This is a genomic window from Amycolatopsis sp. NPDC104587 (assembly GCF_055583645.1).
Genome location: NZ_JBVJNO010000017.1, coordinates 171680 through 191288, shown reverse-complemented (window position 1 = coordinate 191288; position 19609 = coordinate 171680). Strand labels below are relative to the sequence as shown.

At 71.0% G+C, this 19609-nt stretch carries 18 protein-coding genes; 11 read left to right on the top strand and 7 right to left on the bottom strand.

What is annotated here, in order from left to right:
• Positions 1-42: 42 nt before the first annotated feature.
• On the top strand, positions 43-1467 hold the full coding sequence (locus ACZ61C_RS40770) for a SagB/ThcOx family dehydrogenase (RefSeq protein WP_465313288.1): 1425 nt from the start codon (positions 43-45) through the stop codon (positions 1465-1467).
• Between the two features lie 169 nt (positions 1468-1636).
• Positions 1637-2893, top strand: coding sequence for a sensor histidine kinase (locus ACZ61C_RS40765; protein WP_465313287.1), 1257 nt, complete (start codon positions 1637-1639; stop codon positions 2891-2893).
• Here the strand turns inward: ACZ61C_RS40765 and ACZ61C_RS40760 are convergent.
• Positions 2835-3440, bottom strand: a complete 606-nt coding sequence (locus ACZ61C_RS40760; RefSeq protein ID WP_285449135.1) for a response regulator transcription factor — start codon at positions 3438-3440, stop codon at positions 2835-2837. The genes ACZ61C_RS40765 and ACZ61C_RS40760 overlap by 59 nt on opposite strands.
• A 249-nt stretch (positions 3441-3689) precedes the next feature.
• A complete protein-coding gene (locus ACZ61C_RS40755) occupies positions 3690-4439 on the bottom strand; it encodes a helix-turn-helix domain-containing protein (protein WP_465313286.1) in 750 nt (249 codons plus the stop codon).
• A 458-nt stretch (positions 4440-4897) separates the two neighbouring features.
• Between ACZ61C_RS40755 and ACZ61C_RS40750 the strand changes: the two genes are divergently transcribed.
• Together ACZ61C_RS40750 and ACZ61C_RS40745 are read left to right on the top strand one after the other, a co-directional pair.
• On the top strand, positions 4898-5089 hold the full coding sequence (locus ACZ61C_RS40750; RefSeq protein WP_465313285.1) for a hypothetical protein: 192 nt from the start codon (positions 4898-4900) through the stop codon (positions 5087-5089).
• Between the two features lie 322 nt (positions 5090-5411).
• Positions 5412-6017, top strand: coding sequence for a response regulator transcription factor (locus ACZ61C_RS40745; protein WP_465313284.1), 606 nt, complete (start codon positions 5412-5414; stop codon positions 6015-6017).
• A 190-nt stretch (positions 6018-6207) separates the two neighbouring features.
• On the opposite strand, the gene ACZ61C_RS40740 is transcribed toward ACZ61C_RS40745, so the two are convergent.
• Together ACZ61C_RS40740 and ACZ61C_RS40735 are read right to left on the bottom strand one after the other, a co-directional pair.
• Positions 6208-8574 carry a sensor histidine kinase gene (locus tag ACZ61C_RS40740; protein WP_465313283.1) on the bottom strand — a complete coding sequence of 789 codons (2367 nt, stop codon included), beginning with the start codon at positions 8572-8574 and terminating at the stop codon, positions 6208-6210.
• Positions 8575-8748: 174 nt separating this feature from the next.
• Positions 8749-9279: a DUF899 family protein gene (locus tag ACZ61C_RS40735; RefSeq protein ID WP_465313282.1), complete on the bottom strand. Its 531-nt coding sequence runs from the start codon at positions 9277-9279 to the stop codon at positions 8749-8751.
• 146 nt (positions 9280-9425) lie between these two features.
• On the opposite strand from ACZ61C_RS40735, the gene ACZ61C_RS40730 reads away from it, so the two are divergent.
• Positions 9426-10046 (top strand): L-threonylcarbamoyladenylate synthase, encoded by a 621-nt coding sequence (locus ACZ61C_RS40730; protein WP_465313281.1) that lies wholly within the window; start codon positions 9426-9428, stop codon positions 10044-10046.
• A gap of 3 nt (positions 10047-10049) precedes the next feature.
• Here ACZ61C_RS40730 and ACZ61C_RS40725 read toward each other — a convergent pair whose 3' ends face one another.
• The gene (locus tag ACZ61C_RS40725; RefSeq protein ID WP_465313280.1) at positions 10050-10748 is read right to left on the bottom strand and encodes a maleylpyruvate isomerase family mycothiol-dependent enzyme; all 699 of its coding nucleotides are present in this window, start codon (positions 10746-10748) and stop codon (positions 10050-10052) included.
• A gap of 106 nt (positions 10749-10854) precedes the next feature.
• On the opposite strand from ACZ61C_RS40725, the gene ACZ61C_RS40720 reads away from it, so the two are divergent.
• Positions 10855-11244 (top strand): YciI family protein, encoded by a 390-nt coding sequence (locus tag ACZ61C_RS40720; RefSeq protein ID WP_465313279.1) that lies wholly within the window; start codon positions 10855-10857, stop codon positions 11242-11244.
• A complete protein-coding gene (locus tag ACZ61C_RS40715) occupies positions 11241-12470 on the top strand; it encodes an RNA polymerase sigma factor (protein ID WP_465313278.1) in 1230 nt (409 codons plus the stop codon). The genes ACZ61C_RS40720 and ACZ61C_RS40715 overlap by 4 nt, the downstream gene beginning before the upstream one ends.
• A 69-nt stretch (positions 12471-12539) precedes the next feature.
• Here the strand turns inward: ACZ61C_RS40715 and ACZ61C_RS40710 are convergent, their stop codons facing one another.
• Both ACZ61C_RS40710 and ACZ61C_RS40705 read right to left on the bottom strand, forming a co-directional pair.
• Positions 12540-13235, bottom strand: coding sequence for a winged helix-turn-helix transcriptional regulator (locus ACZ61C_RS40710; RefSeq protein ID WP_465313277.1), 696 nt, complete (start codon positions 13233-13235; stop codon positions 12540-12542).
• Between the two features lie 29 nt (positions 13236-13264).
• The gene (locus ACZ61C_RS40705) at positions 13265-14101 is read right to left on the bottom strand and encodes an AfsR/SARP family transcriptional regulator (protein WP_465313276.1); all 837 of its coding nucleotides are present in this window, start codon (positions 14099-14101) and stop codon (positions 13265-13267) included.
• Positions 14102-14592: 491 nt separating this feature from the next.
• On the opposite strand from ACZ61C_RS40705, the gene ACZ61C_RS40700 reads away from it, so the two are divergent.
• The 4 genes from ACZ61C_RS40700 to ACZ61C_RS40685 all read left to right on the top strand — a co-directional run bounded on the left by ACZ61C_RS40700 (position 14593) and on the right by ACZ61C_RS40685 (position 19607).
• Positions 14593-15522 (top strand): helix-turn-helix transcriptional regulator, encoded by a 930-nt coding sequence (locus tag ACZ61C_RS40700; RefSeq protein ID WP_465313275.1) that lies wholly within the window; start codon positions 14593-14595, stop codon positions 15520-15522.
• Between the two features lie 24 nt (positions 15523-15546).
• Positions 15547-16542, top strand: coding sequence for a DUF1702 family protein (locus ACZ61C_RS40695; protein WP_465313274.1), 996 nt, complete (start codon positions 15547-15549; stop codon positions 16540-16542).
• Between the two features lie 111 nt (positions 16543-16653).
• The gene (locus tag ACZ61C_RS40690) at positions 16654-17637 is read left to right on the top strand and encodes a DUF1702 family protein (RefSeq protein ID WP_465313273.1); all 984 of its coding nucleotides are present in this window, start codon (positions 16654-16656) and stop codon (positions 17635-17637) included.
• Complete coding sequence (locus ACZ61C_RS40685; protein WP_465313272.1) at positions 17634-19607, top strand: CRTAC1 family protein; 1974 nt, start codon at positions 17634-17636, stop codon at positions 19605-19607. Before ACZ61C_RS40690 ends, ACZ61C_RS40685 begins: the two co-directional genes overlap by 4 nt.
• The last annotated feature ends 2 nt before the right edge of the window (positions 19608-19609 follow it).

Here is a 19609-nt window from a genome sequence, read left to right as displayed (position 1 = left end):
TGTGCGTCGAACGACGAACCCGTCGTGAACATAGGAGTTGTGTTGACTGCCGAGAGCCCGGGAGGGCACGCCGAGACGGTCCGGCTGTGGTCGCTGACCGAGGACACTCTGCTCGAGGCCGGTGACGACGGCTCCCTCGTCGCGATCACGTGGTGGGGTGAGTACGAGTTCCCGGGCACCGCCGACGGGGTCCGGGAGGCACTGGGCCGGCTGGTCCTCGGCCCGGTGTCGCTGGCGAACCTGGCGGTTTCGAGCGGCGAGCGCGGCGACGCGTGGCATTCGTCCCTGCGCAAGGTGCTCGCCCGGCTGTCCGGCTCGGTCGTGCACTCCCTCGCTTCCGACGACGGCCGGGGACCACTGCTGTCGGTGATCCCCGTGACGCAGTCCCCGGTGTTCCCCGAGGGCCCGTTGCCGGCCGGGCGCCCGGTCCGGCTGTCGCGGCTCACCGCGTTGCGGGCCGAGGACGGCGCACTGCTGGCGGAGTCGCCGGGAGCGCCGTACAAGGTGGCGCTGCTGCGGCCGCCCGCGGTGCTGATCGCCTCCGCGCTCGCCGCGCCGAAGACCGTCGAGCAGCTGACCGAGACCAGCGGGCTGGCCGGGCCGGTGGTGACCGCGGTGGTGGAGTTCCTCGTCGCCGCCGGGGTGGTGCTCCTGGCCGACGCCGACGGCCGGTTCGCCGAGTTCGGCGACCCGGAGACCTCGACCTGGTCGCACCCGGACCTGATGTTCCACTCGCGCAGCCGGACCTGGCTGCGGACCACGGCCCAGGAGGCCGGCGAGCAGCAGCCGGTGGTCAAGCCCGGCACCGGCGGGCCCACGTTCCCCCTGTACCGGCCGGACCCGGCCGTGCTGGCAGCGCAGGACCCGACACTGACGACGCTGCTGGAGAACGACCACAGCTGCCCGGAGTTCAGCGGGCGGACACTGGTGGCCCGGCAGCTCGGCGAGTTCCTGTTCCGCTCCGCGCGAGTGCGCTCGATCGGGCCGGCGCACCTGCCCGGCGGGCCGGCGCACGAAGCGTCGCAGCGGCCCTACTTCAGCGTGGCCTGCCTGTACGAGCTGGAGATCTACGTCGGGGTCAACCACTGCGCCGACCTCGCCCGCGGCATCTACCACTACGACCCGCAGTGGCACACGCTCACGCTCATCAACGACGACGCGGGTGTCCTCGACACGCTGCTGGACATGGCGATGATCGCAGCGGGCAGCCACCGCCGCCCCTCGGCGCTGCTGACGATGACCGCGCGGATGTCCCGGCTCGCGTGGGCGCTCGGCGGCGCCGCGTACGCGACGACGTTGCTGCACCTCGGCGCGCTCCAGCAAGTGTTCTACCTGTCGGCGAAGGCGATGGGACTGGCCGCGCACGCGGTGCCGGTGGACGCCGGCGACCGCGTCGACCGGGCGCTCAAGCTCGAGTGGCCGGCCGAAGTCAGCGTCGGCGAGTGCGTGCTCGACTTCCCAGGGTGACGGCGCCGGCGCGGAAATACCCCATCGCGGCGATCTGAGAACCCTGCTCCGGCCTGATAGATTGCAGTACTGGGGCTGGGCGTTTCTGGGGAGGCGCTGCGTGACAACAACCGCGCGACCGCACGAGGCAAGACTCCGCTCGCCCGCTCTCGTGCCGCCGAGGGAGGCGGTGCCCGTCGATCCGCGCGTCGCCAGGCGGTTGTCCGACGACGACTTCCCGGCCCGGTTCGTGCGCGGGGTGCACACGGCCGTCTGCGTCGGCGTCGGCCTGCTCGGCCTGCTCGACCCGCTGCGGGCGACGCGGTCGTGGCCGGCGGCGGCCGTGGCGTGCGTCTGCGCCGTCGCGCTGATCCTGGTGCACCTGGCCTGGTTCGGGTACGGGCGCGGCCGGGCGCGTGGCCTCTCGCTGGCGCTGCAGGCCGTGCTGGGCTCGGTGCCGGTGCTGTACTTCGGCGCCGAGTGGAGCGTGCTCGGTTGCTTCTTCCTCGGCAGCGTCCTGCTGGTGGCCAAGCCGCTCGTCTCGGTGCCGCTGCTCGTGGTCGTCCCGGGCGGGATCGGCGTGCTCATCGCAGAGGTGGGGACGTCGGAGATGTCCGTCGCGAACGGCCTGCACGCGACGGCGTTCACGGCCGCCGCCGCGGTGGCTCTGTTCGGCCTCTCGTGGTCGGCCCTACTGGCCGCCGAACGCGAGGCCAGCCGGCGTGCGCTGACCGCGCGGGTGGTCGCCGAAGAGCGGAAGCGGTTCGCTCAGGACACGCACGACCTGCTCGGGCTGAGCCTGTCCGCCATCACCCTCAAGGTCGAGCTGGTCCGCCGGCTCGTCGAGACCAAGCCGGAGCTGGCCCAGCACGAGCTCACCGAACTGGTCACCATGTCCCGCGAGGCGCTCGCGGACGTGCGGTCGGTGGCGGCGGGGAAGCGGGACCTCTGCCTGGCGGACGAGATCCGGGCGGCGGCCGCGCTGCTGGAGACGGCCGGGGCGAAAGTGCGTCTCGGCCAGAAGCTGCCGGAACACCTCCCCGAGCCGGTCGCCACGACCTTCGCCACAGTCCTGCGAGAAAGCGCTACCAACGTGGTGCGCCACAGCAAAGCGACGTGGTGCGAAGTCACGCTCGGGGTCACAAGGGGTGAAGCGTGGCTACGCGTGGCGAACGACGGCGTCACGAACGACGGTGTCGTGCCGGGTGGAACCTGCGACGACGACGGGGAACACGGTGCGGGACTGCGGAACCTGGCCCACCGCGTCCGGCTCGTCGGCGGTGAGCTCGTGGCGGGGGCGCAGCCCGGCGGCCGGCACGTGCTGCGCGCGGCCGTGCCGTTGGAGCCGTACGTGCGGCGCCGGCGGGATCACCCGGCCTGGGCGCCGCTCAGAGCCATTCGGCGTCGGTGGCGATCCGGATCGCGTGCACGCGGTTGCGAGCGTTGAGCTTCGTGACCGAAGCCGCCAGGTAGTTGCGGACGGTGCCGGGGGACAGGAAGAGGTCCGCGGCGATGTCGGCGACGTTGCGCCCCCGGGCGGCGAGGGCGAGGATCTCCAGCTCCCGCGGGGTGAGCGGGCAGTCGTCGGCCTCCCACGCGGAAAGCGCGAGCTCGCTGTCGATGACGCGCCGGCCGATCGCGACCGAGCGCACGGCGTTGGCGAGCTTGTCCGACGGGGCGTCCTTGAGCAGGAACCCGTTCACCTTCGCGTCGAGCGCGCGGCGGACCGTGCCGGGACGGCCCAGGCTGGTCAGGATCAGGGTGTGGCACTCGGGCAGGTGCTCGTGGATCTCGGTGGCCGCCGTCAGCCCGTCCTTGCCCGGGAGGTCGATGTCGATGACGGCGACGTCGGGGCGGGTCGACTTGGCGGCGGGCAGGATTTCGTCCCCGGAGTCCACCTCGGCGACGACCTCGATGTCGGACTCCAGGCTCAGCAAGGCAACCAGGGCTCCGCGGACCATGTCCATGTCTTCGGCTAGCAGAACCTTGATCACGTTGTTCCTCGCATCCCCCAGCCGAGTCAATTCCCGCATCGAATTGTACGCCATACAACGTTGTCGCCCGAGGTTTCGCCGATCGGCCGGACGGGTGCGAGTAGCGCCGCCGCGCCTTCCGCGACGGCAATTCCGCCGTCGCGCAGTGTCGCTTGTGGTGTGTGGTCGCCCGTCCGGTCTTCCGGCAGCGGCGAAGGGCACCTTCCCGCCCGTGATGCGAGGAAGGTGCCCTTCGGGGCGTGGTGGAACCTAGACGGCGACCGGGCGCCGGGCCGGGGCGTGGCGCAGGTCGGGCAGCGCCAGCAGGACCGGCGGGTCGAACCCGTGCCGCGGCCGCAGCCGGACGTCGACCAGGCTCGCGGCGACGTCGCGGTGCACGGTCACCGGGCCGGAGAGCCCGGTCATCGGCCGCGGGCCGGTTTCGTCCTGCGGGCACGAGCCGTAGGCGTGCGCCATCACGTACCACGAGCCCACGGGCACGTCGGTCAGCGTGTACTGGCCCGCTCCCATGAGGATCGTGTACGCGGCGGGCGCGCCTTCGGCGATCTTGGCCGAGAAGAGGCCGACGAACACCGGCCCCGTCTGTACTGCGGGCGGGTGCCAGAGGTGCCCGCGCACCGTCCGGCCCGACGCCGTCACGCCGTCCCGCTCGGGAATCTCCGGCTGCCGGCCGCGAAGCTGCCGGTAGCCCCGCGGGGAGTGGCCCACGCTGCCGCTGAAGCGGGCGCTGAACGTCCCCACGCTGTTGTAACCCACCTGGTGGCTGATGTCGGCCACGGAGGTCCCCGTGGTCGCCAGCAGCCGCTTGGCTTCGGCCAGCCGCAGGGCGGACAGGAACCGCCCCGGCGACAGCCCGGTCACCCGCAGGAAGACGCGGGTGAAGTGGAACTTGCTGAACATCGCGGCCCGGGCGAGGTCGTCGATCGTGAGGCGTTCGCCCAGGTTGTCCCGCATGGTCATGATGGCGCGTGCCACGGCCTGCCGCGCGATGTCATCCATGGTGGCCGTCCCTCCGCTCGCCGGTGCCTGCCGGACGCGTTCCCCAGTGAAGCGCGATCGACGGTGGCAAATGTTGGTATGCCAGAACTGTAGAACCGGAGGCGTCTACTTCTTAAGTGCTCAGTGCACCGTTGCGAATGGATTTCACAGGGTGCGGACATGCGTTTTGCACATGCCCGGGCCCGGGGTGTTCGGCGTGGGTGAGCGGGTATGCATTTGTCATATGCGAGAGGTGCGGCGTGCGCGCTGCGTACTCACTCGAACGCAAAGAGTGACGAAATCGCCCCTCGTGGGCCCGTAATGTGCCCCCTGCTGCCCCGTTCGGCCCCGCGACGGGCGACACACGGAGTAGGCATAAAACACGGTGCTCCGATGACGCGGGCACTGGCTCCGGAACACCCTGTGGCGGACTATTTAAGTCACGTGAAGCATTCTTCTTCGCCACTGGGAGTCCATAAATGTCCGCACAGTTTTCCGCTGATGTCCGCGCCCTTTTCGCCGAGTTCGGTATCGAGACCGAAAAGGTTGTCGCGATCAAATCCGGCCTCGTGATCGACCGCTTCGACCTGCCGGCCGGTTCGGCCCCCGTTCGCGACACGATCGGCTTCACCGGCGCCGACGTGCCGTACGAGGTGGAGCTGGCAGCCTGACTGGTATGGACCAGTATTCGTGCTGGTCCGCTCCGTGGGGAGCCGGTCATCGAAGACGCTTCGGCGTCCCGGTGGCCGGCTCGTTCGCGTTCCGGTCACTCACTGCCGGTGCCCATGGAAAAGTTTTTACCGTCTGTTTGCAAACGTTCTCTTTCCTCACGTCGGGTAGTCGGCTGACTGCCGTTCGGCGCACCCAGCGTGGTTTTCGGGCTTCTCGCAGTGCTTTTCCCGGCGACCCCCGATCGGGTGAACCAGTAACTCGTTTCAAATGTTTAACTGTGTTTTCTGGGGACTGGGGAGTTCGTGAAGGCGGAGGCGCTTCGTGATCAAAGTGCTCGTAGCCGAAGACATGCACATCGTCCGCGGCGCGCTCGTCGCGCTGCTGCGCCTGGAGCCCGACATAGACGTCGTGGCCGAGGTGGCCTCCGGGCCGGAGATCCTGCCCGCGGCGCGCTCCGCGGCCGTCGACGTGGCGATCATCGACATCGACCTGCCGGGCAAGGACGGCATCACAGTGGCCGGTGAGCTGCACGAGCAGCTGCCCGAGTGCCACACGCTGATCCTGACCAGCCTGGGGCGGCCCGGGACGCTCAGGCGGGCGCTGGACGCCAAGGTGGGCGGGTTCCTGCTCAAGGACGCGCCCCCGGACAAGCTCGCCAACGCCGTGCGCGGGGTGGTGGCCGGCCGCCGCATGGTGGACGGCGACCTCGCGCTGGCCGCGTGGGACAGCGCCGACTGCCCGCTGACCGCCCGTGAGCTCGACGTGCTGCGCATGACCTCGCAGGGGTACGGGACGGTCGAGGTGGCCGCCCGGCTGTACCTGTCCGCGGGCACGGTCCGCAACTACCTCACGACGGTGGTGGCCAAGCTGGGCGCGCGCAACCGGGTGGATGCGATCAGGCTTGCCCGGGAGTCGGGCTGGCTCTGACGGCTTTCAGGCCCCGGCCGGTTGGGTCGGCCGGGGACGGTCGCAGGTTTCGGCCGGCCCTGGTCGTGCGGCGATTGGCCGCCTGATCCGACTCGGGCTGGGGTGGTCAGGGGGTCAGCCGCCGGATTCGGCTGGAGCTGATCCGGCCAGCTGGACCCGGCCGCCGGATGCGGCCCAGGCCCAGGCCCGGTCAGACCGGGACGACCGCGCGCAGGCGGAACCGGCCCCCGGACTCGACCCCGGCCGTGAGCTCACCACCCAGACCCGACACGCGGTGGGACAGGTTGCCGATCCCGCTGCCCGACGGGCCGCCACCCGAGCCGTTGCCGTTGCCGTTGCCGGACGGGTTCGCAGGCCGGGCGGGCGGCTCCTTCTCGGTCACGCCGTCGTTGACGATGTCGAGCGTGACGCCCCCGTCCGTGCGGCGGATCGCGATCTCGCAGGTCTCGACCCGGCTGTGCCGGAGCACGTTGGTGACACCCTCGCGCAGCACCACGGCCAGCACCGTGCGCACCGGGGCCGGGAGCTCGTCTTGGATCATCTCCATCTGCACCCGGACGTCGGCCGCCGCGAGCACCGAGCGGGCCGAGCGGGTCTCGCTGTCCAGGGACAGCTCGCGGTAACCGCTGGCCACCGAGCGCACGTCCGACAGGGCCTGCCTGGTCAGGCCCAGGATCTCGACCAGCTCCTCGGTCGCCCGGTCGCGGTCCAGGGGCAGGACCCGGGCGGTGAGCTCGCTCTTCAGCGCGATCGCCGAGAGGCTCATCCCGAGCAGGTCGTGCAGGTCGCGGGCGAACCGCAGCCGCTCCTCGGCGACCGCCATCTCGGCCAGCCGGCGCCGGCTGTGGTCCAGCTCGGCGGCCAGGCGGACCAGCCAGAGCATGGCGAACACGATCAGGCCGCCCACCACCGTGCCGATCGAGAACTTGACCGCGTACAGGGCTCCTTGCCCGGCTTGGCCGGCGATGTACGTCAGCCACAGGTAGACACCGGTGTTGGCGGCGAACAGCAGCCAGCCCGCGGCCGGCGGCAGGACCAGCAGCCCGCAGCCCATGAGCAGGGACGGCAGGCTGGCCCAGTCGTGCTGCAGCGGCAGCAGCGGCAGGTAGATCAGGCAGGCCTGCACGAACAGCATCGCGACGCTCTGCGCGGAGCGCAGCCGGGTGGCCGGCCGGTTGAAGTAGGCGAACTGCAGGGTCAGCAACGCCGCCACGGACCCCGTGACCAGCGCGATGTGCCACGGGTTCGACGTCAGCAGCAGCTCGTGCAGCACGGCCGCGAGGCCGAGGAGAGTGAAGGCGACCGGCAGCAGCCGCCGGACCTGTCGCGACTCGGTCTGGCTTCGCTCGTCGCGGTCGCCGGCCGGCACCACCGGCTCCACGGTCTCCGGCAGGGGCAGCTCGACCCGCAGGCGGAACCGGCCGTCGTCGCCGAGCCCGGTGGTCACCGAGCCGCCCAGCGCGGCGACCTCGGCCGGGAGGCGGGCGAGCAGGTCGGACTCGTCGGGCAGCTCGGCGGGGTCGACGCCGTCGCTGACGATCGCCAGGCTGACCTGCCCGCGGTGCCGCCGGACCTCGATCTCGCAGTGCTCGACCTCGCCGAGCCGCAGGACGTTCGTGACGCCCTCCCGCAGCACCTTCGCCAGCAGCGTGCGGGCCTGGACCGGCAGCTCGCCCTGGTCGAGGTGGATCCGCACGGCGATGTCGGACGCGGTGAGCAGGGACTGGGCGGTGCGGAACTCCTTCTCCAGCGACAGCTCGCGGTAACCGTGGGACACGGCCCGGACGTCGGAGAGCGTGCGCTGGGCCGTGGCCGTCATCTCGGTGAGCGCGGCCTGGGCCTGGTCGCTCGACTTCCGCAGCAGGCGGTGCACGAGCTCACCCTTGAGGGCGATGGCCGACAGGCTGATGCCGAGCAGGTCGTGCAGGTCCCGCGCGAAGACCAGCCGCTGCTCGGCGACCGCCCGCTGGGCCAGTTCGGCGCGGGCCCGGTGCAGTTCCCTGATCGACCGGGCGAGCCGGGTGAGCAGGCCGAACGCCAGGCTGTAGAAGATCGCGCCGGCAACCGTGTACACCGCCAGCAGCGGCGGGTCGTACAACAGCTCGACCCAGGTCAGGGCCCCGATGTTGAGGACGAAGAGCGGCCAGGCGAACCGGGGCGGGAGCACCAGCAGGACCGCGCCGCCGAAGAACACCGGCATCGCGACCCAGAGGGCGTCGAACGTCAGGACCGGCAGGTAGCCCAGCACGGCCAGGACGATCAGCAGCAGCCGGCTCGTCGTGGAGCCGAGGCGGACCGACGGCCGACTGTAGTAGAGCAGCTGGACGGCCAGGAGGACGGCGACCGCGGCGACCGCGTAGGCGGTCTCGAGCCGGGTGAACGGCAACGGCAGGATCGCGGCCAGCAGCTGGAAGCCGAAGCTCGCGACGATCACCGTGATCATGGCGGCGGCGAGGTAGGCCGCCAGCTTCGGGCGCCGGTCGACGCTGCTGGTGCCCCTGGCCTCGGCGATCGCGGAGCGGCTGGACTCAGGGTCGAGTGCGGCTACCGGAGACATGTGCGGCGACCCTCCGGCAAGTCGGCGACGCACAGCTGCGGAGGAGTGGTCCGGGCTGAGCTCGGTGTGCATGCTTCCGGGCCATCCTATCTCATGTCGGCAGTCCGCCAATACGGCGAAGAGCGGCCGTGCGTAGCCCTTTCCGCCGTGCGGGCCGGAAGCGCGGGCCGCCGCTCAGCCCAGGCGGCGGTCACCGGTGACGTCGGCGAGCTCGAGGAAATCCAGGTACGGCACGGCGATCGACCCCAGGTGGGTCACCACTGCCCCGTCCAGTGCGAAAAAACTCAACCCCGGCGTCTCGTCGCGGTCGTCCCGCCCGCCGCGGTCGCCGCAGCAGGCGCCCTCGAGGTGCAGGGTCGCCGGGAAGTCCGCGCCGAACCCGGCGCCCACGGCCGAGTACCCCGGCAGGCCCCAGCCGAAGTGGCGGCCGTACTGCTCGACCTTCGCGTACGGCGCGTGGGAGACGAGCACCAGCCGGGTGCCCGCGGTGTGGAGGCCGGCCGCGACCCGCGCGGCCGGCAGGGCCGCCCCGTAGCGGGTGCGGCACGGCATCGTGTGGTGCACCGCGAGCCGGCGGCGGCCGCCGAACAACCCGGCGAGGGTCACCCGGCCGGCCGGGCCCACGAACTCGTAGGCGTTCGCCACGACGGCTCGGGGCCGGGGGATTTTCGGTTCGATCAGTTCGGGCAGCACCAGCTCGGTCATCATCGCCTCCGGGTGGCAGCACTGTTCGCCCTTCGAAGTGTGCGACGTGACCTGCCCGCAGTCACCCGTTCGGGGGCTACTACAGCAAGGTGGGAGACGCCCCCGCCGCCGGGCGGGTCCGGGCCCGGAGCCTAGGCTTCGCGGTCATGGCGAGGTACTTCGACGTTCACCCGGACAACCCCCAGCGCCGCGCCGTCGGCCAGATCGCGGACCTCGTGCGCCAGGACGGCCTGATCGCGTACCCGACCGACTCGTGTTACGCGCTGGGCTGCCGGCTGGACAACCAGGACGGTCTCGAGCGGATCCGCTCGATCCGCAAGCTCGACCGGCGGCACCACTTCACGCTGGTCTGCCAGGACTTCGCGCAGCTCGGCCAGTTCGTCATCGTGGACAACTCGGTGTTCCGCGCGATCAAGGCGGCCACCCCGGGCAGCTACACGTTCATCCTGCCGGCCACCAAGGAGGTGCCGCGGCGGCTGATGCACGAGAAGAAGAAGACCGTGGGCGTGCGGATCCCGGAGCACGTCGTCACGCAGGCGCTGCTCGCGGAGCTCGGCGAACCGCTCGTCTCGAGCACGCTGCTGCTGCCCGACGTGCCCGAGCCGCTGACCCAGGGCTGGGAGATCAAGGAGGAGCTCGACCACGTCCTCGACGCGGTGGTCGACTCCGGCGAATGCGGTGTCGAGCCGACGACCGTGGTGGACTTCTCCTCGGGCGAGGCCGAGATCATCCGCCGCGGCGCCGGCGACCCGGACCGCTTCGCCTGAGCGTCAGTCCACTTCGGACGTCCAGAGTGGATTCCGGGGCGGGCGCAGCAGCTCCGCCCAGGCAGCGGCTTCGCCCTCCGCGGTGAGGGTCAGCTCGCCGGGCGCGCGGCGGCCGGTGAACAGCAGGCAGAAGTCCTCGGCGGGCCCGGCGATCCGGCCCGCCGCGTCCTCCGGCCCGAAGGTCCACTGCTCGCCCGACGGCGCGGTGAGCTCGAACCGGAACGGCCCGGGCACGACGCTGTCCTGGGCGAAGTAGGCGTCGTCGCGGCTGCGGACGCCGTAGTAGGAGACGTGCCCGACGCTGTCGCCGCGGGCCGGGGAGACACCCAGGGCGTCGGCGATGTCCTGGCCGCGGGCGAACAGCGCGGTCAGCAGGGCGGCGGCGAGCAGGGACGGCCGCAGCGGCCCGCCCGGCCAGCGGATGTCGGTGGTCGCGGCGGCCAGCAGCTCGGTGGCCTTCCGGTGCTCCGACCGCCAGCCGACCACGGCGTCGCCGAGGATCCCGGAGTCGGTGATGCGGGGCGCGTGCTCGCTCGAGTCCCCTTCGACGCTCAGCACCACCCGGCGGGCCACGACCGTCAGCTCGGCGAGGTGGCCCGTGATCGCCCGCCCGACGGGCAGCATCACTTTTCCTTCGTGCTCGCGGAGGAGGTCGACGAGGGCGTCCGCGTCGGTGGCGAGGTCGGTGAAAACGTCTTGCATCCCGCGATGCTGCCCGGGGTGACCGACCGGCGACCACTCGTGGATTGCCTTGCCTGATCAGCTATGTTCGCCACCAGACGGACACGAGCGCGGGGAGACGGCGACGATGAAGTTCCTGCTGGTGATGCACATGAACCCCGACATCTGGGACGCCCTCCCGGAGGCCGGCAAGGAAGACGTGATGACCGGGCACGGCGAGTTCATCCGCCGGATCCGGGAGTCCGGCGAGCTGGTCAGCACCCAGGCGCTGGACGCGCCGGCGAAGAGCGTCGTGGTCCGGGTGACCGACGGGGTCCCGGCGGTCACCGACGGTCCGTTCGCCGAGTCGAAGGAGTTCCTCGCCGGGTACTACCTCGTCGAATGCGTCAGCCACGAGCGGGCGTGCGAGGTGGCGGCGATGATCCCGGACGCGAAGATCAAGGGGCTCGGCATCGAGGTCCGGCCGGTGGTGTTCTTCGCCGACGCGGCGGCCGAATCCGAGTACACCGGCGGGTGAGCGGCCCGGTCGACGTCGGCGCGCTGCTCCGGCCGCTCGTGCCGCGCGTGCTCGGCGCCCTGGTGCGCCGCTACGGCCAGTTCGACGCGTGCGAGGACGCGGTGCAGGAAGCGCTCATCGCCGCGTCGGTGCAGTGGCCGGCCGACGGGGTGCCGGAGAACCCGCACAGCTGGCTCGTCGCGGTCGCCGCGCGGCGGCTGACCGACCTCTGGCGCAGCGAAAGCGCGCGCCGGCGTCGCGAAGAGACGGTCGCGGTGCCGGAGCCGGTGGTCGCGGGGCCGGGCGAAGAGCGGGCGCCCGACGAGGACGACACCCTCACGCTGCTGTTCCTGTGCTGCCACCCGGCGGTTTCGCCGCCGTCCCAGGTGGCGTTGACGCTGCGCGCGGTGGGCGGCCTGACGACCGCGCAGATCGCGAAGGCGTTCCTCGTCCCGGAAGCGACGATGACCCGGCGCATCACCCGCGCCAAGGAGAGCATCGCGGCCGCCGGGTCGTCGTTCGGCGAGCCCGCGGCGGCGGAGTACCCCGAGCGGCTGCGGGTCGTGCTGCAGGTGCTGTACCTGATCTTCAACGAGGGGTACACGGCGACGTCCGGCACCGACCTGCAGGTGCCCGGGCTCGCGCAGGAGGCGATCCGGCTGACCCGGGCGGTGCGCGCCCACCGCGACGGCGACGCCGAGGTGGCCGGGCTGCTCGCGCTCATGCTCCTCACCGACGCCCGCCGCGAAGCCCGCACCGGCCCCGGCGGCGAGCTGGTGCCGCTGGCCGAGCAGGACCGCGAAGGCTGGGACCGGCGGATGATCGCGGAGGGCGCCGCGCTGATCGGCCGCACGCTGGGGAGCGGCCCGGTGGGCCCGTACCAGGTCCAGGCGGCGGTCGCGGCCCTGCACGACGAGGCGCCGAGCGCGGAGACGACCGACTGGGTGCAGATCGCGCAGCTGTACGAGGTGCTGCAGGAGCTCACGCCCAGCCCGGTGGTCACGCTGAACCAGGCGATCGCGGTGTCGATGGTCGACGGCCCGGAGCGGGGGCTGGCGCTGCTGGACACGATTTCCGGGGACAGCCGGATGAAGCAGGGACACCGGTTCGACGCGGTCCGGGCGCACCTGCTGGAGCTGGCGGGGGATCACGAGGCAGCCCGGGAGTGCTACCGGCGGGCGGCTGGGCGCACGGAAAGCGTTCCGGAGCAACAGTATCTGGAGGAGCGGGCGTCCCGGCTCGGCTGAAGGCGCGCGAAGGGCCCGCCCGGGGCCGAGTGCCGGGCGGGTCCTTCCCGATCTGTCCTCAGCGGACGCTCAGCGGAGGACGACACCCTCCTCGGGCGCCGGGGCCGCGGTGAGGCGGAACAGCCGGGTGAACAGCTCGAGGTCGCGGACGTCGCCCTCGATCGAGATCAGGCCCGTCGCGACCGCGTCGGCCGGGGCGACCTGGCCGCCGATCAGGTCCAGCAGGGCCGGGCCCTGGCCCGCACGGATGACCAGGTCCGCCGCCGCGTGGCGGCCTTCCGAGACCTTGAGCGCGCCGTCGTCGACCATCGCGTGGACGATCATCGTGTCGTGGTACTGGATCTCGAACGTCACCTGGACCGCGCCCGCCGCCTCGCTCTGGAACGTCGTGTACAGCGACAGAATCGCCGCGTCCAGGGTGAAGACGTCGTCCGGGCCGGGGTGGCTGAGCGAGCGCGCGCCCCACAGGCCGAGGTCGAGCAGGATGTGGTCCAGCTCGGCGCCGTACTCGGTGAGCTCGTAAACCAGGCCGGCGTCGAGGTCGGCGCGGACGCGGCGGCGGATCACGCCGGCCGACTCCATCTCGTTGAGCCGCGCGGAAAGGATGCTCGGCGGGATCTTCGGCAGCCCGGCCTGCAGCTCGGTGTAACGCTTCGGGCCGAACACCAGGTCACGCACCACCAGCAACGCCCAGCGTTCGCCGATGAGCTCGAGCGCGCGGGCCACGCCGCAGAACTGACCATAGGTGCGGGTTTGTGCGGTCATCGTTCCTCACTTCGTGCGGTGATGCGGTTTCAGTGGTGGTCGCCTTCGGAAATCAAGTCGCGGTGCAGCACTTGCAGCTCGTCGCACGGCTCGACGCCCAGCTCTTCGCTCAGCCGCTTGCGGAGACTGCGGTACACGGCCATCGCGTCGGACCGGCGGCCGCTGCGGCCCAGGGCGCGCATCAGCTGGCCGTGCAGCGCTTCGTCGAGCGGGTTGCCCGCCGACAGCGAGCGCAGCTCGCCGATCAGCTCGCGGTGGTTCCCGCTGTGGATCTCGGCTTCGATGAGCATGTGCAGCGTGTTCCGCTGCTGCTCCAGCAGTTCCATCGTGTACGGCGCGAGCACCGGGCCGCACGGCACGTTCGCCAGCGGCGGCCCGGTCCACAGGTCGAGCGCCGCGCGGAAGCGCTCCACCGCGCCCCGGTGGTCGCCCGCCCGCAGCAGCTCCTGGCCTTCCTGCTGCAGCCGGCCGAAGCGGAAGACGTCGACCTGCGCCGGGTCGATCTGGAAGACGTACCCGGGCGCTTTGGTGAGCAGCATCGACTCGGTGCCGTCGCCGAGCCCGTTCTCCTCGATGCACCGGCGCAGGTGGTACACGTAGGTGTGCAGCGTGGTCCGCATCGTGCGGGGCGGCGTGCTGGCCCAGAGCTCCTGGGCGATCGCGTCGACCTGCACCATCTTCCCGGGCCGCAGCACCAGCAACGCCAGCAGCTGCAGCAGCTTGGGCGTCGTGGGTGCGAGGTCGACCCCGTCGCGGTGCACGCCGAGCGGGCCGAGCACCGTGAAGCTGACCGCACTTTCGAGTGGTTCCACCGGCCGCTCGGTCACACCGACCAGTCCGTCCGTTACCTTTTTGGCGGAGTACATGCCGGGCGCCTCCAGTGTTCCCGCTGCGATGCTCGAGCTCCCCAGTGAAGCCCTGCCGGGCCGAAAACCAAGCCCGTGGCTGTCCAACGTCGAATGTGACAGAGCCGGGGGACCGCAGCCAGTGAGCCGTCCACCAGACTCGAGATGCGTTTCGCCCAGCCGCCCTGTGCGTCGGTCACGTCCGCGCCGGGCGCCGGACACGCCGTGTGGCCAGGCCGGACCGGGCGTTGCTGGCGGGTCTGATCTTCCCGGGCGGACGGCGGGCTGAGCGGCGCACCCCTGTCACTCGCCGTGCGCGGGCGTATTTCAAAACGAGCCCGTGCGATGCGCACGCCGCCCCCGTGCGTTTCGCACACCGGGAACGGGGACCTGCGCACTGGTCCGTTTCCGGGCCCGCGGCGGCTTCTTCCGAGCCTCCATCGGTCCGCGAGGTTCGCCGTCTTACCTGACGAGGAGGGAAATGACGTCGGTAAGGATTCGAGGTTGGACTGATGATCTTGCGATCGGTAACGTCCGGGGGCGCCGACGAGACCGAGCCGTCGGCGGTCGTGGAGCGACCCGGCTGGGCGGCGGACCAGGACTCGGAAAGAGTTGTCCAGCCCGCTGTCCTGCGCGCGATCAAGATGATACTGGACCGCTACTTCGAGCCGATCACCTTGTCGGCCTTGGCGTCCGAGGTGTATGTGAGCCCGTTCCACTTCTCACGCATCTTCGCCAAGGCGACCGGGGTGACGCCGGGGCGGTTCCTGACCGCCGTGCGGCTGTTCGAAGCGAAGCGGCTGCTGCTGACGACTTCGCTGACGGTGTCGGACATCGTCTGCAGCGTCGGCTACAGCAGCGTGGGCACGTTCACGAGCCGGTTTCTCCGGACGGTCGGGATGACCCCGACCGAGTACCGCGACCCCGAGGTCGGTGAACTGCTGGTGGCGCACTCGGCGCACTTCCAGCGGCTGCCGTCGCTGCGGTCGCTGCGGGAGGCCGGCAGCTCGTGCGCGGCGCTGAAGCCCGGGTCCTCCCGGCTCACCGTGCGGCTGAACATGCCGGCGGAAGCGATGTCGGCCAACGTGCTCGTCGGGGTGTTCGCCGACGCGGTGCCGCAGAGCGGGCCGGTCGCCTTCGGCGGGCTGGCGGACGTCCAGTCCTCCGAGCTGACGATCGACGGGGTGCCCGAAGGCACCTGGACGGTGATCGCGGTCGCCGACCACGGCACCTTCCGGGGCACGCCGACCGGCCCGGCGTTCACGATCGCCAGCGAGCTGACGACCGTGACCGGGTTCGAGCCCGCCGAGGTGACCATGCGGATGCGGCCGCCGGCGCTGACCGACCCGCCGATCGCGATCACCCTCGCTTCCCGGCAGTCGCCCGCCGACCAGCGGATGCTCGCCGCGGCGCAGCGGTCGCACCTGCGTTCTGTTGCCTGACCCCGACGGACACGAGGACGGATGATGTCTACTTTCATCGGAGTGCTGCGCAAGCGCTTCCTGGCCCCTTCGCTCGCGTCGGTCGGGTTCGCCGAGCGCGGGTTCCCGATCACTCCCACCGCCGCGACGGCCCGGCTGGAGGCGGTGCCGCAAGCGGTGGTGATCGGGTTCGAGTGGGCGATCGAAGGCGCGTCGCTGTGGGAGCTCGAGCGGCGCCTCGCGCTGGTCGAGCCGGAGCAGCGCGGTTTCGCCTACGAAGGCGCGACGATGGGCTACTCCATCCTCGACGCCATGCCCGGCGGTGGCCGCAACCGGACGCGTGAGCTGCTGGAGGGTCCGGCCCAGCCGCACATCTTCCTGACCTACATCGGGATCGGCTTCGCGATGGCGCGGCTGCCGCGTCCACTGTGGAAGAACATCCTGCCCGAGCTGTCCGGGGTGGCCTACCACCCGGTGATGAGCTGGCTCGCCGTCGACGGGTTCGGGTTCGACCGCGCGTACTTCGACACGAAGAAGTGGATCGACGAGCAGGCCGAGCCGGAGCCCTACCCGTGGGCCGGGCGCCCGGAGTACTTCGCCCGCGCGTTCGACCAGGGCGTCGGCCGGGCGCTGTGGTTCATCAACGGCGGGAACCCGGCCGCGGTGGCCGAGGCGGTCGGGCGGTTCGCCGAACGCCGCCAGGCGGACCTCTGGAGCGGAGTCGGCCTCGCCGCGACGTTCGCCGGCGGCGCCGACCAAAGTGGCCTGGCCGAGCTGCGCCGGCTGTCCGGGGACTACTACGACGAGCTCGCCCTCGGCGTGGTGTTCGCGGTCAAGGCGCGGACGTACTCCGAGTACGTGCCGGCCCACACCCACCTCGCCGCCGGGGTGCTGCTCGACCTTTCCGTGCAGGCCGCGCAAAACGTCGGGGACCGCACCGAGCAGGCGGACGGCGACGACGGCCCCGAGCCGCCGTACGAGCTGTGGCGCGCACGGATCCGCGCGGAGTTCTCCAGCGGTGCGCAGCGTCTCGCGGGCTGAGCCCCGGTGATCGCACGCAACCGTGGAGTAGACCGCTGACCAGCGAATCTGTGACCGTAGAACGGAAAGAGCTGCACCTCATCCAATTCGACCCGTAAGGGGGAGAGTGCGTTGGGCAATGGTTGGCGCGCGCTCAGACGCCGCATCCTGACACCGGATGTCTCGGAGACATCGCTGGAGAAGCGGGGTTTCCACCGCAAGAGCCCAGCCGCTCAAGAACGACTCGAGACGGTCGGGGAGAAGTTCCTCCTCGGCTACGCGCACGCGGTCGAGGCGCGCTCGGTCGAGCAGGCCGAGGAATGGCTCGAGCGCATCCCCACGCAGTACCGCGGGTTCGCCTACGAAGGCGCGGGAATGGGGTACGGCGTCCTCGACGGGCTGCCGTTCGGCAAGAGCACGAACATCGCGGAGTTCCTGGCCGGCCCCGGCGAGAAGCACGACTACATCATCTACGTCGGGGTCGGCTGGGCCATGTGCCGGCTCCCGCGCTTCGCGTGGCCGAAGGCTTCGGCGTTCGACCCGCTGCTGCGCTGGCTGGTGCTCGACGGCTACGGCTTCCACCAGGCGTACTTCAAGACCGACAAGTACATCGGGCAGCAGCACCAGGACCAGGGCTTCCCCTGGCCGGACCCGCGCTACGACCAGTACGCCCTGCGGGCCATCGACCAGGGCATCGGCCGGGCGCTGTGGTTCATCCGCGGCACCGACGTCGGACTGGTGGCCAAGACGATCGAGGAGTTCCCCGAGTCTCGCCACGGCGACCTCTACGCCGGGGTCGGGCTGGCCTCGACCTACGCGTGCGGTGTCACGGCCGACGAGCTGGGTGAGCTGGTCGACCGGGCCGGCATCCACCACGGGCAGCTGGCCCAGGGCAGCGCGTTCGCGGCCGAGTGCCGGGTGCGCCAGGGCCTGATGGTCCCGGAGACCGACATGGCGGCCCGGGCGATCTGCGGGCTGTCCGCCGAACGCGCCGCGGAGATCACCCAGGAGGTCCGCCCGGCCGTCGTCGTCGACGGTGACGACGTCCCGGCGTTCGAAACCTGGCGGCAGCGGATCGCCGAAGAAGTCCTCAAGCACGGAGGGAAGACGAAATGACCGCGACCTTGGGCTGGCTGCGCAAGCAGCTGGCGGGCATCGTGGCGCTGGTGCTGATCCTCGGCCTCTTCACGGTCGCCCAGCTGCCCCGCGTCTCGGCCGCCGAACAGGACCAGATGGCGAGCAAGTTCGCCTTCACCCCCATGACGATCGCGCTGCCGCCGGCGAAGAAGGCGCAGTCGATCCGGACGGTGAACAAGGAGTACGAGCACATCGCCGCGTGGATCTCCTCGGTCGGCGCCGCGATCGCGATCAACGACATCAGCGGCAGCGGCAAGGCCAACGACATCTGCCTGGTCGACCCGCGCAGCGACCAGGTCGTCATCACGCCGACCCCGGACTCCGGCCCGCGGTACGCGCCCTTCGCGCTCGACCCCTCGCCGACGCTGGCGACGTGGGACTACATGGCGCCGATGGGCTGCGTCCCCGGTGACTTCAACGAGGACGGCCGCACGGACATCCTCGCCTACTACTGGGGCCGCACCCCGGTGCTGTTCATGCAGAAGCCGGGGGCGACGAAGTTCGACGCTTCGGCGTTCGTGCCGACCGAGCTGGTGCCGGGCAACCACCGCGGCGCCGACGGCAAGTACAACGGCCCGCTGTGGAACACCGACTCCGTCACCATCGGCGACTTCGACGGCGACGGGCACGTCGACATCTTCGTCGGGAACTACTTCCCCGACAGCAAGGTCCTGGACCCGAACGCCGACGGCGGCATCACGCTGAACCAGTCGATGTCGCACGCGACGAACTCGGGCGCCAAGTACATCTACCGCTGGACGGGTGCTTCGACCGGGGCCAACCCGAGCGCGCAGTTCGTGGACGCGTCCCAGGGCATCCCGGAGAGCGCGCGCCTCGGCTGGACGCTGGCCTCCAGCGCGACCGATGTGAACGGCGACGGCCTGCCCGAGCTCTACATCGCCAACGACTTCGGGCACGACCACTTCCTGTACAACAAGTCGTCGCCGGGACACGTCGAGTTCGGCGAGGTCACCGGGGTCCGCGGGATCACCGACCCCAAGTCGAAGGTGCTGGGCCACGACTCGTTCAAGGGCATGGGCGTCGACTTCGGCGACCTGAACCACGACGGCCTCTACGACATGTTCGTCAGCAACATCACGACGTCGTGGGGCATCGAAGAGTCGAACTTCCAGTTCATGAACAAGTCGAAGGACAACCAGGACCTGACGGACCAGTTCAAGAACGGGGTCGCACCGTTCGAGGACACGAGTGGTTCGACCGGCACGGCCTGGTCCGGCTGGGGCTGGGACGTCAAGATCCAGGACTTCAACAACAGCGGTGAGAACCAGATCGCCCAGGCGACCGGGTTCGTCAAGGGCCAGGTCAACCGCTGGCCGAACCTGCAGGAGCTGGCCACGGCCAACGACGGCCTGCTGTCCAACCCGTTCTGGTGGCCGAACGCCCGCGCCGGGGACGACATCGGCGGGGACCAGACGTTCCACTTCTTCGTGAAGAGCCCGGACGGCCGCTACACCGACCTCGGCCCGCAGCTGGGCCTGGCGGTTCCGGTGCCCACCCGCGGCATCGGGGTCGGCGACACCAACGGTGACGGCCTGCCCGAGTTCGCGGTCGCGCGGCAGTGGGAAGCGCCGATCTTCTACCACAACGACAGCCCCAACCCGGGCAAGTACCTGCAGCTGAAGCTGACCACCGACGCCCCGGTGGCGCCCGGTGCGCTGCCCGCGGCCGGCAACCCGGCGATCGGCGCGCAGGTCACCGTGACGACCTCGGACGGCAAGAAGTACCTCGGCCGGGTCGACGGCAGCAGCGGGGAGGCCGGCCGGCGCAGCTTCGACGTCCAGATCGGCCTCGGCCACGACGTCAAGGGCCCGCTCGACGTGCACCTGCAGTGGCGGGACCGGACCGGGCAGCTGCGGACGCAGAACCTGAAGCTCGAACCCGGTTGCCACATGTACCAGCTCGGTTCCCAGGCGAAGGAAGAGATGTGACG

Coding starts and splice junctions, on each gene's coding strand:
- ACZ61C_RS40695 (WP_465313274.1), top strand. CDS start 15,547: ATGTCTACTTTCATCGGAGTGCTGCGCAAGCGCTTCCTGGCCCCTTCG.
- ACZ61C_RS40725 (WP_465313280.1), bottom strand. CDS start 10,748: ATGCAAGACGTTTTCACCGACCTCGCCACCGACGCGGACGCCCTCGTC.
- ACZ61C_RS40755 (WP_465313286.1), bottom strand. CDS start 4,439: ATGGATGACATCGCGCGGCAGGCCGTGGCACGCGCCATCATGACCATG.
- ACZ61C_RS40735 (WP_465313282.1), bottom strand. CDS start 9,279: ATGACCGAGCTGGTGCTGCCCGAACTGATCGAACCGAAAATCCCCCGG.
- ACZ61C_RS40750 (WP_465313285.1), top strand. CDS start 4,898: ATGTCCGCACAGTTTTCCGCTGATGTCCGCGCCCTTTTCGCCGAGTTC.
- ACZ61C_RS40710 (WP_465313277.1), bottom strand. CDS start 13,235: ATGACCGCACAAACCCGCACCTATGGTCAGTTCTGCGGCGTGGCCCGC.
- ACZ61C_RS40720 (WP_465313279.1), top strand. CDS start 10,855: ATGAAGTTCCTGCTGGTGATGCACATGAACCCCGACATCTGGGACGCC.
- ACZ61C_RS40740 (WP_465313283.1), bottom strand. CDS start 8,574: ATGTCTCCGGTAGCCGCACTCGACCCTGAGTCCAGCCGCTCCGCGATC.
- ACZ61C_RS40730 (WP_465313281.1), top strand. CDS start 9,426: ATGGCGAGGTACTTCGACGTTCACCCGGACAACCCCCAGCGCCGCGCC.
- ACZ61C_RS40705 (WP_465313276.1), bottom strand. CDS start 14,101: ATGTACTCCGCCAAAAAGGTAACGGACGGACTGGTCGGTGTGACCGAG.
- ACZ61C_RS40685 (WP_465313272.1), top strand. CDS start 17,634: ATGACCGCGACCTTGGGCTGGCTGCGCAAGCAGCTGGCGGGCATCGTG.
- ACZ61C_RS40700 (WP_465313275.1), top strand. CDS start 14,593: ATGATCTTGCGATCGGTAACGTCCGGGGGCGCCGACGAGACCGAGCCG.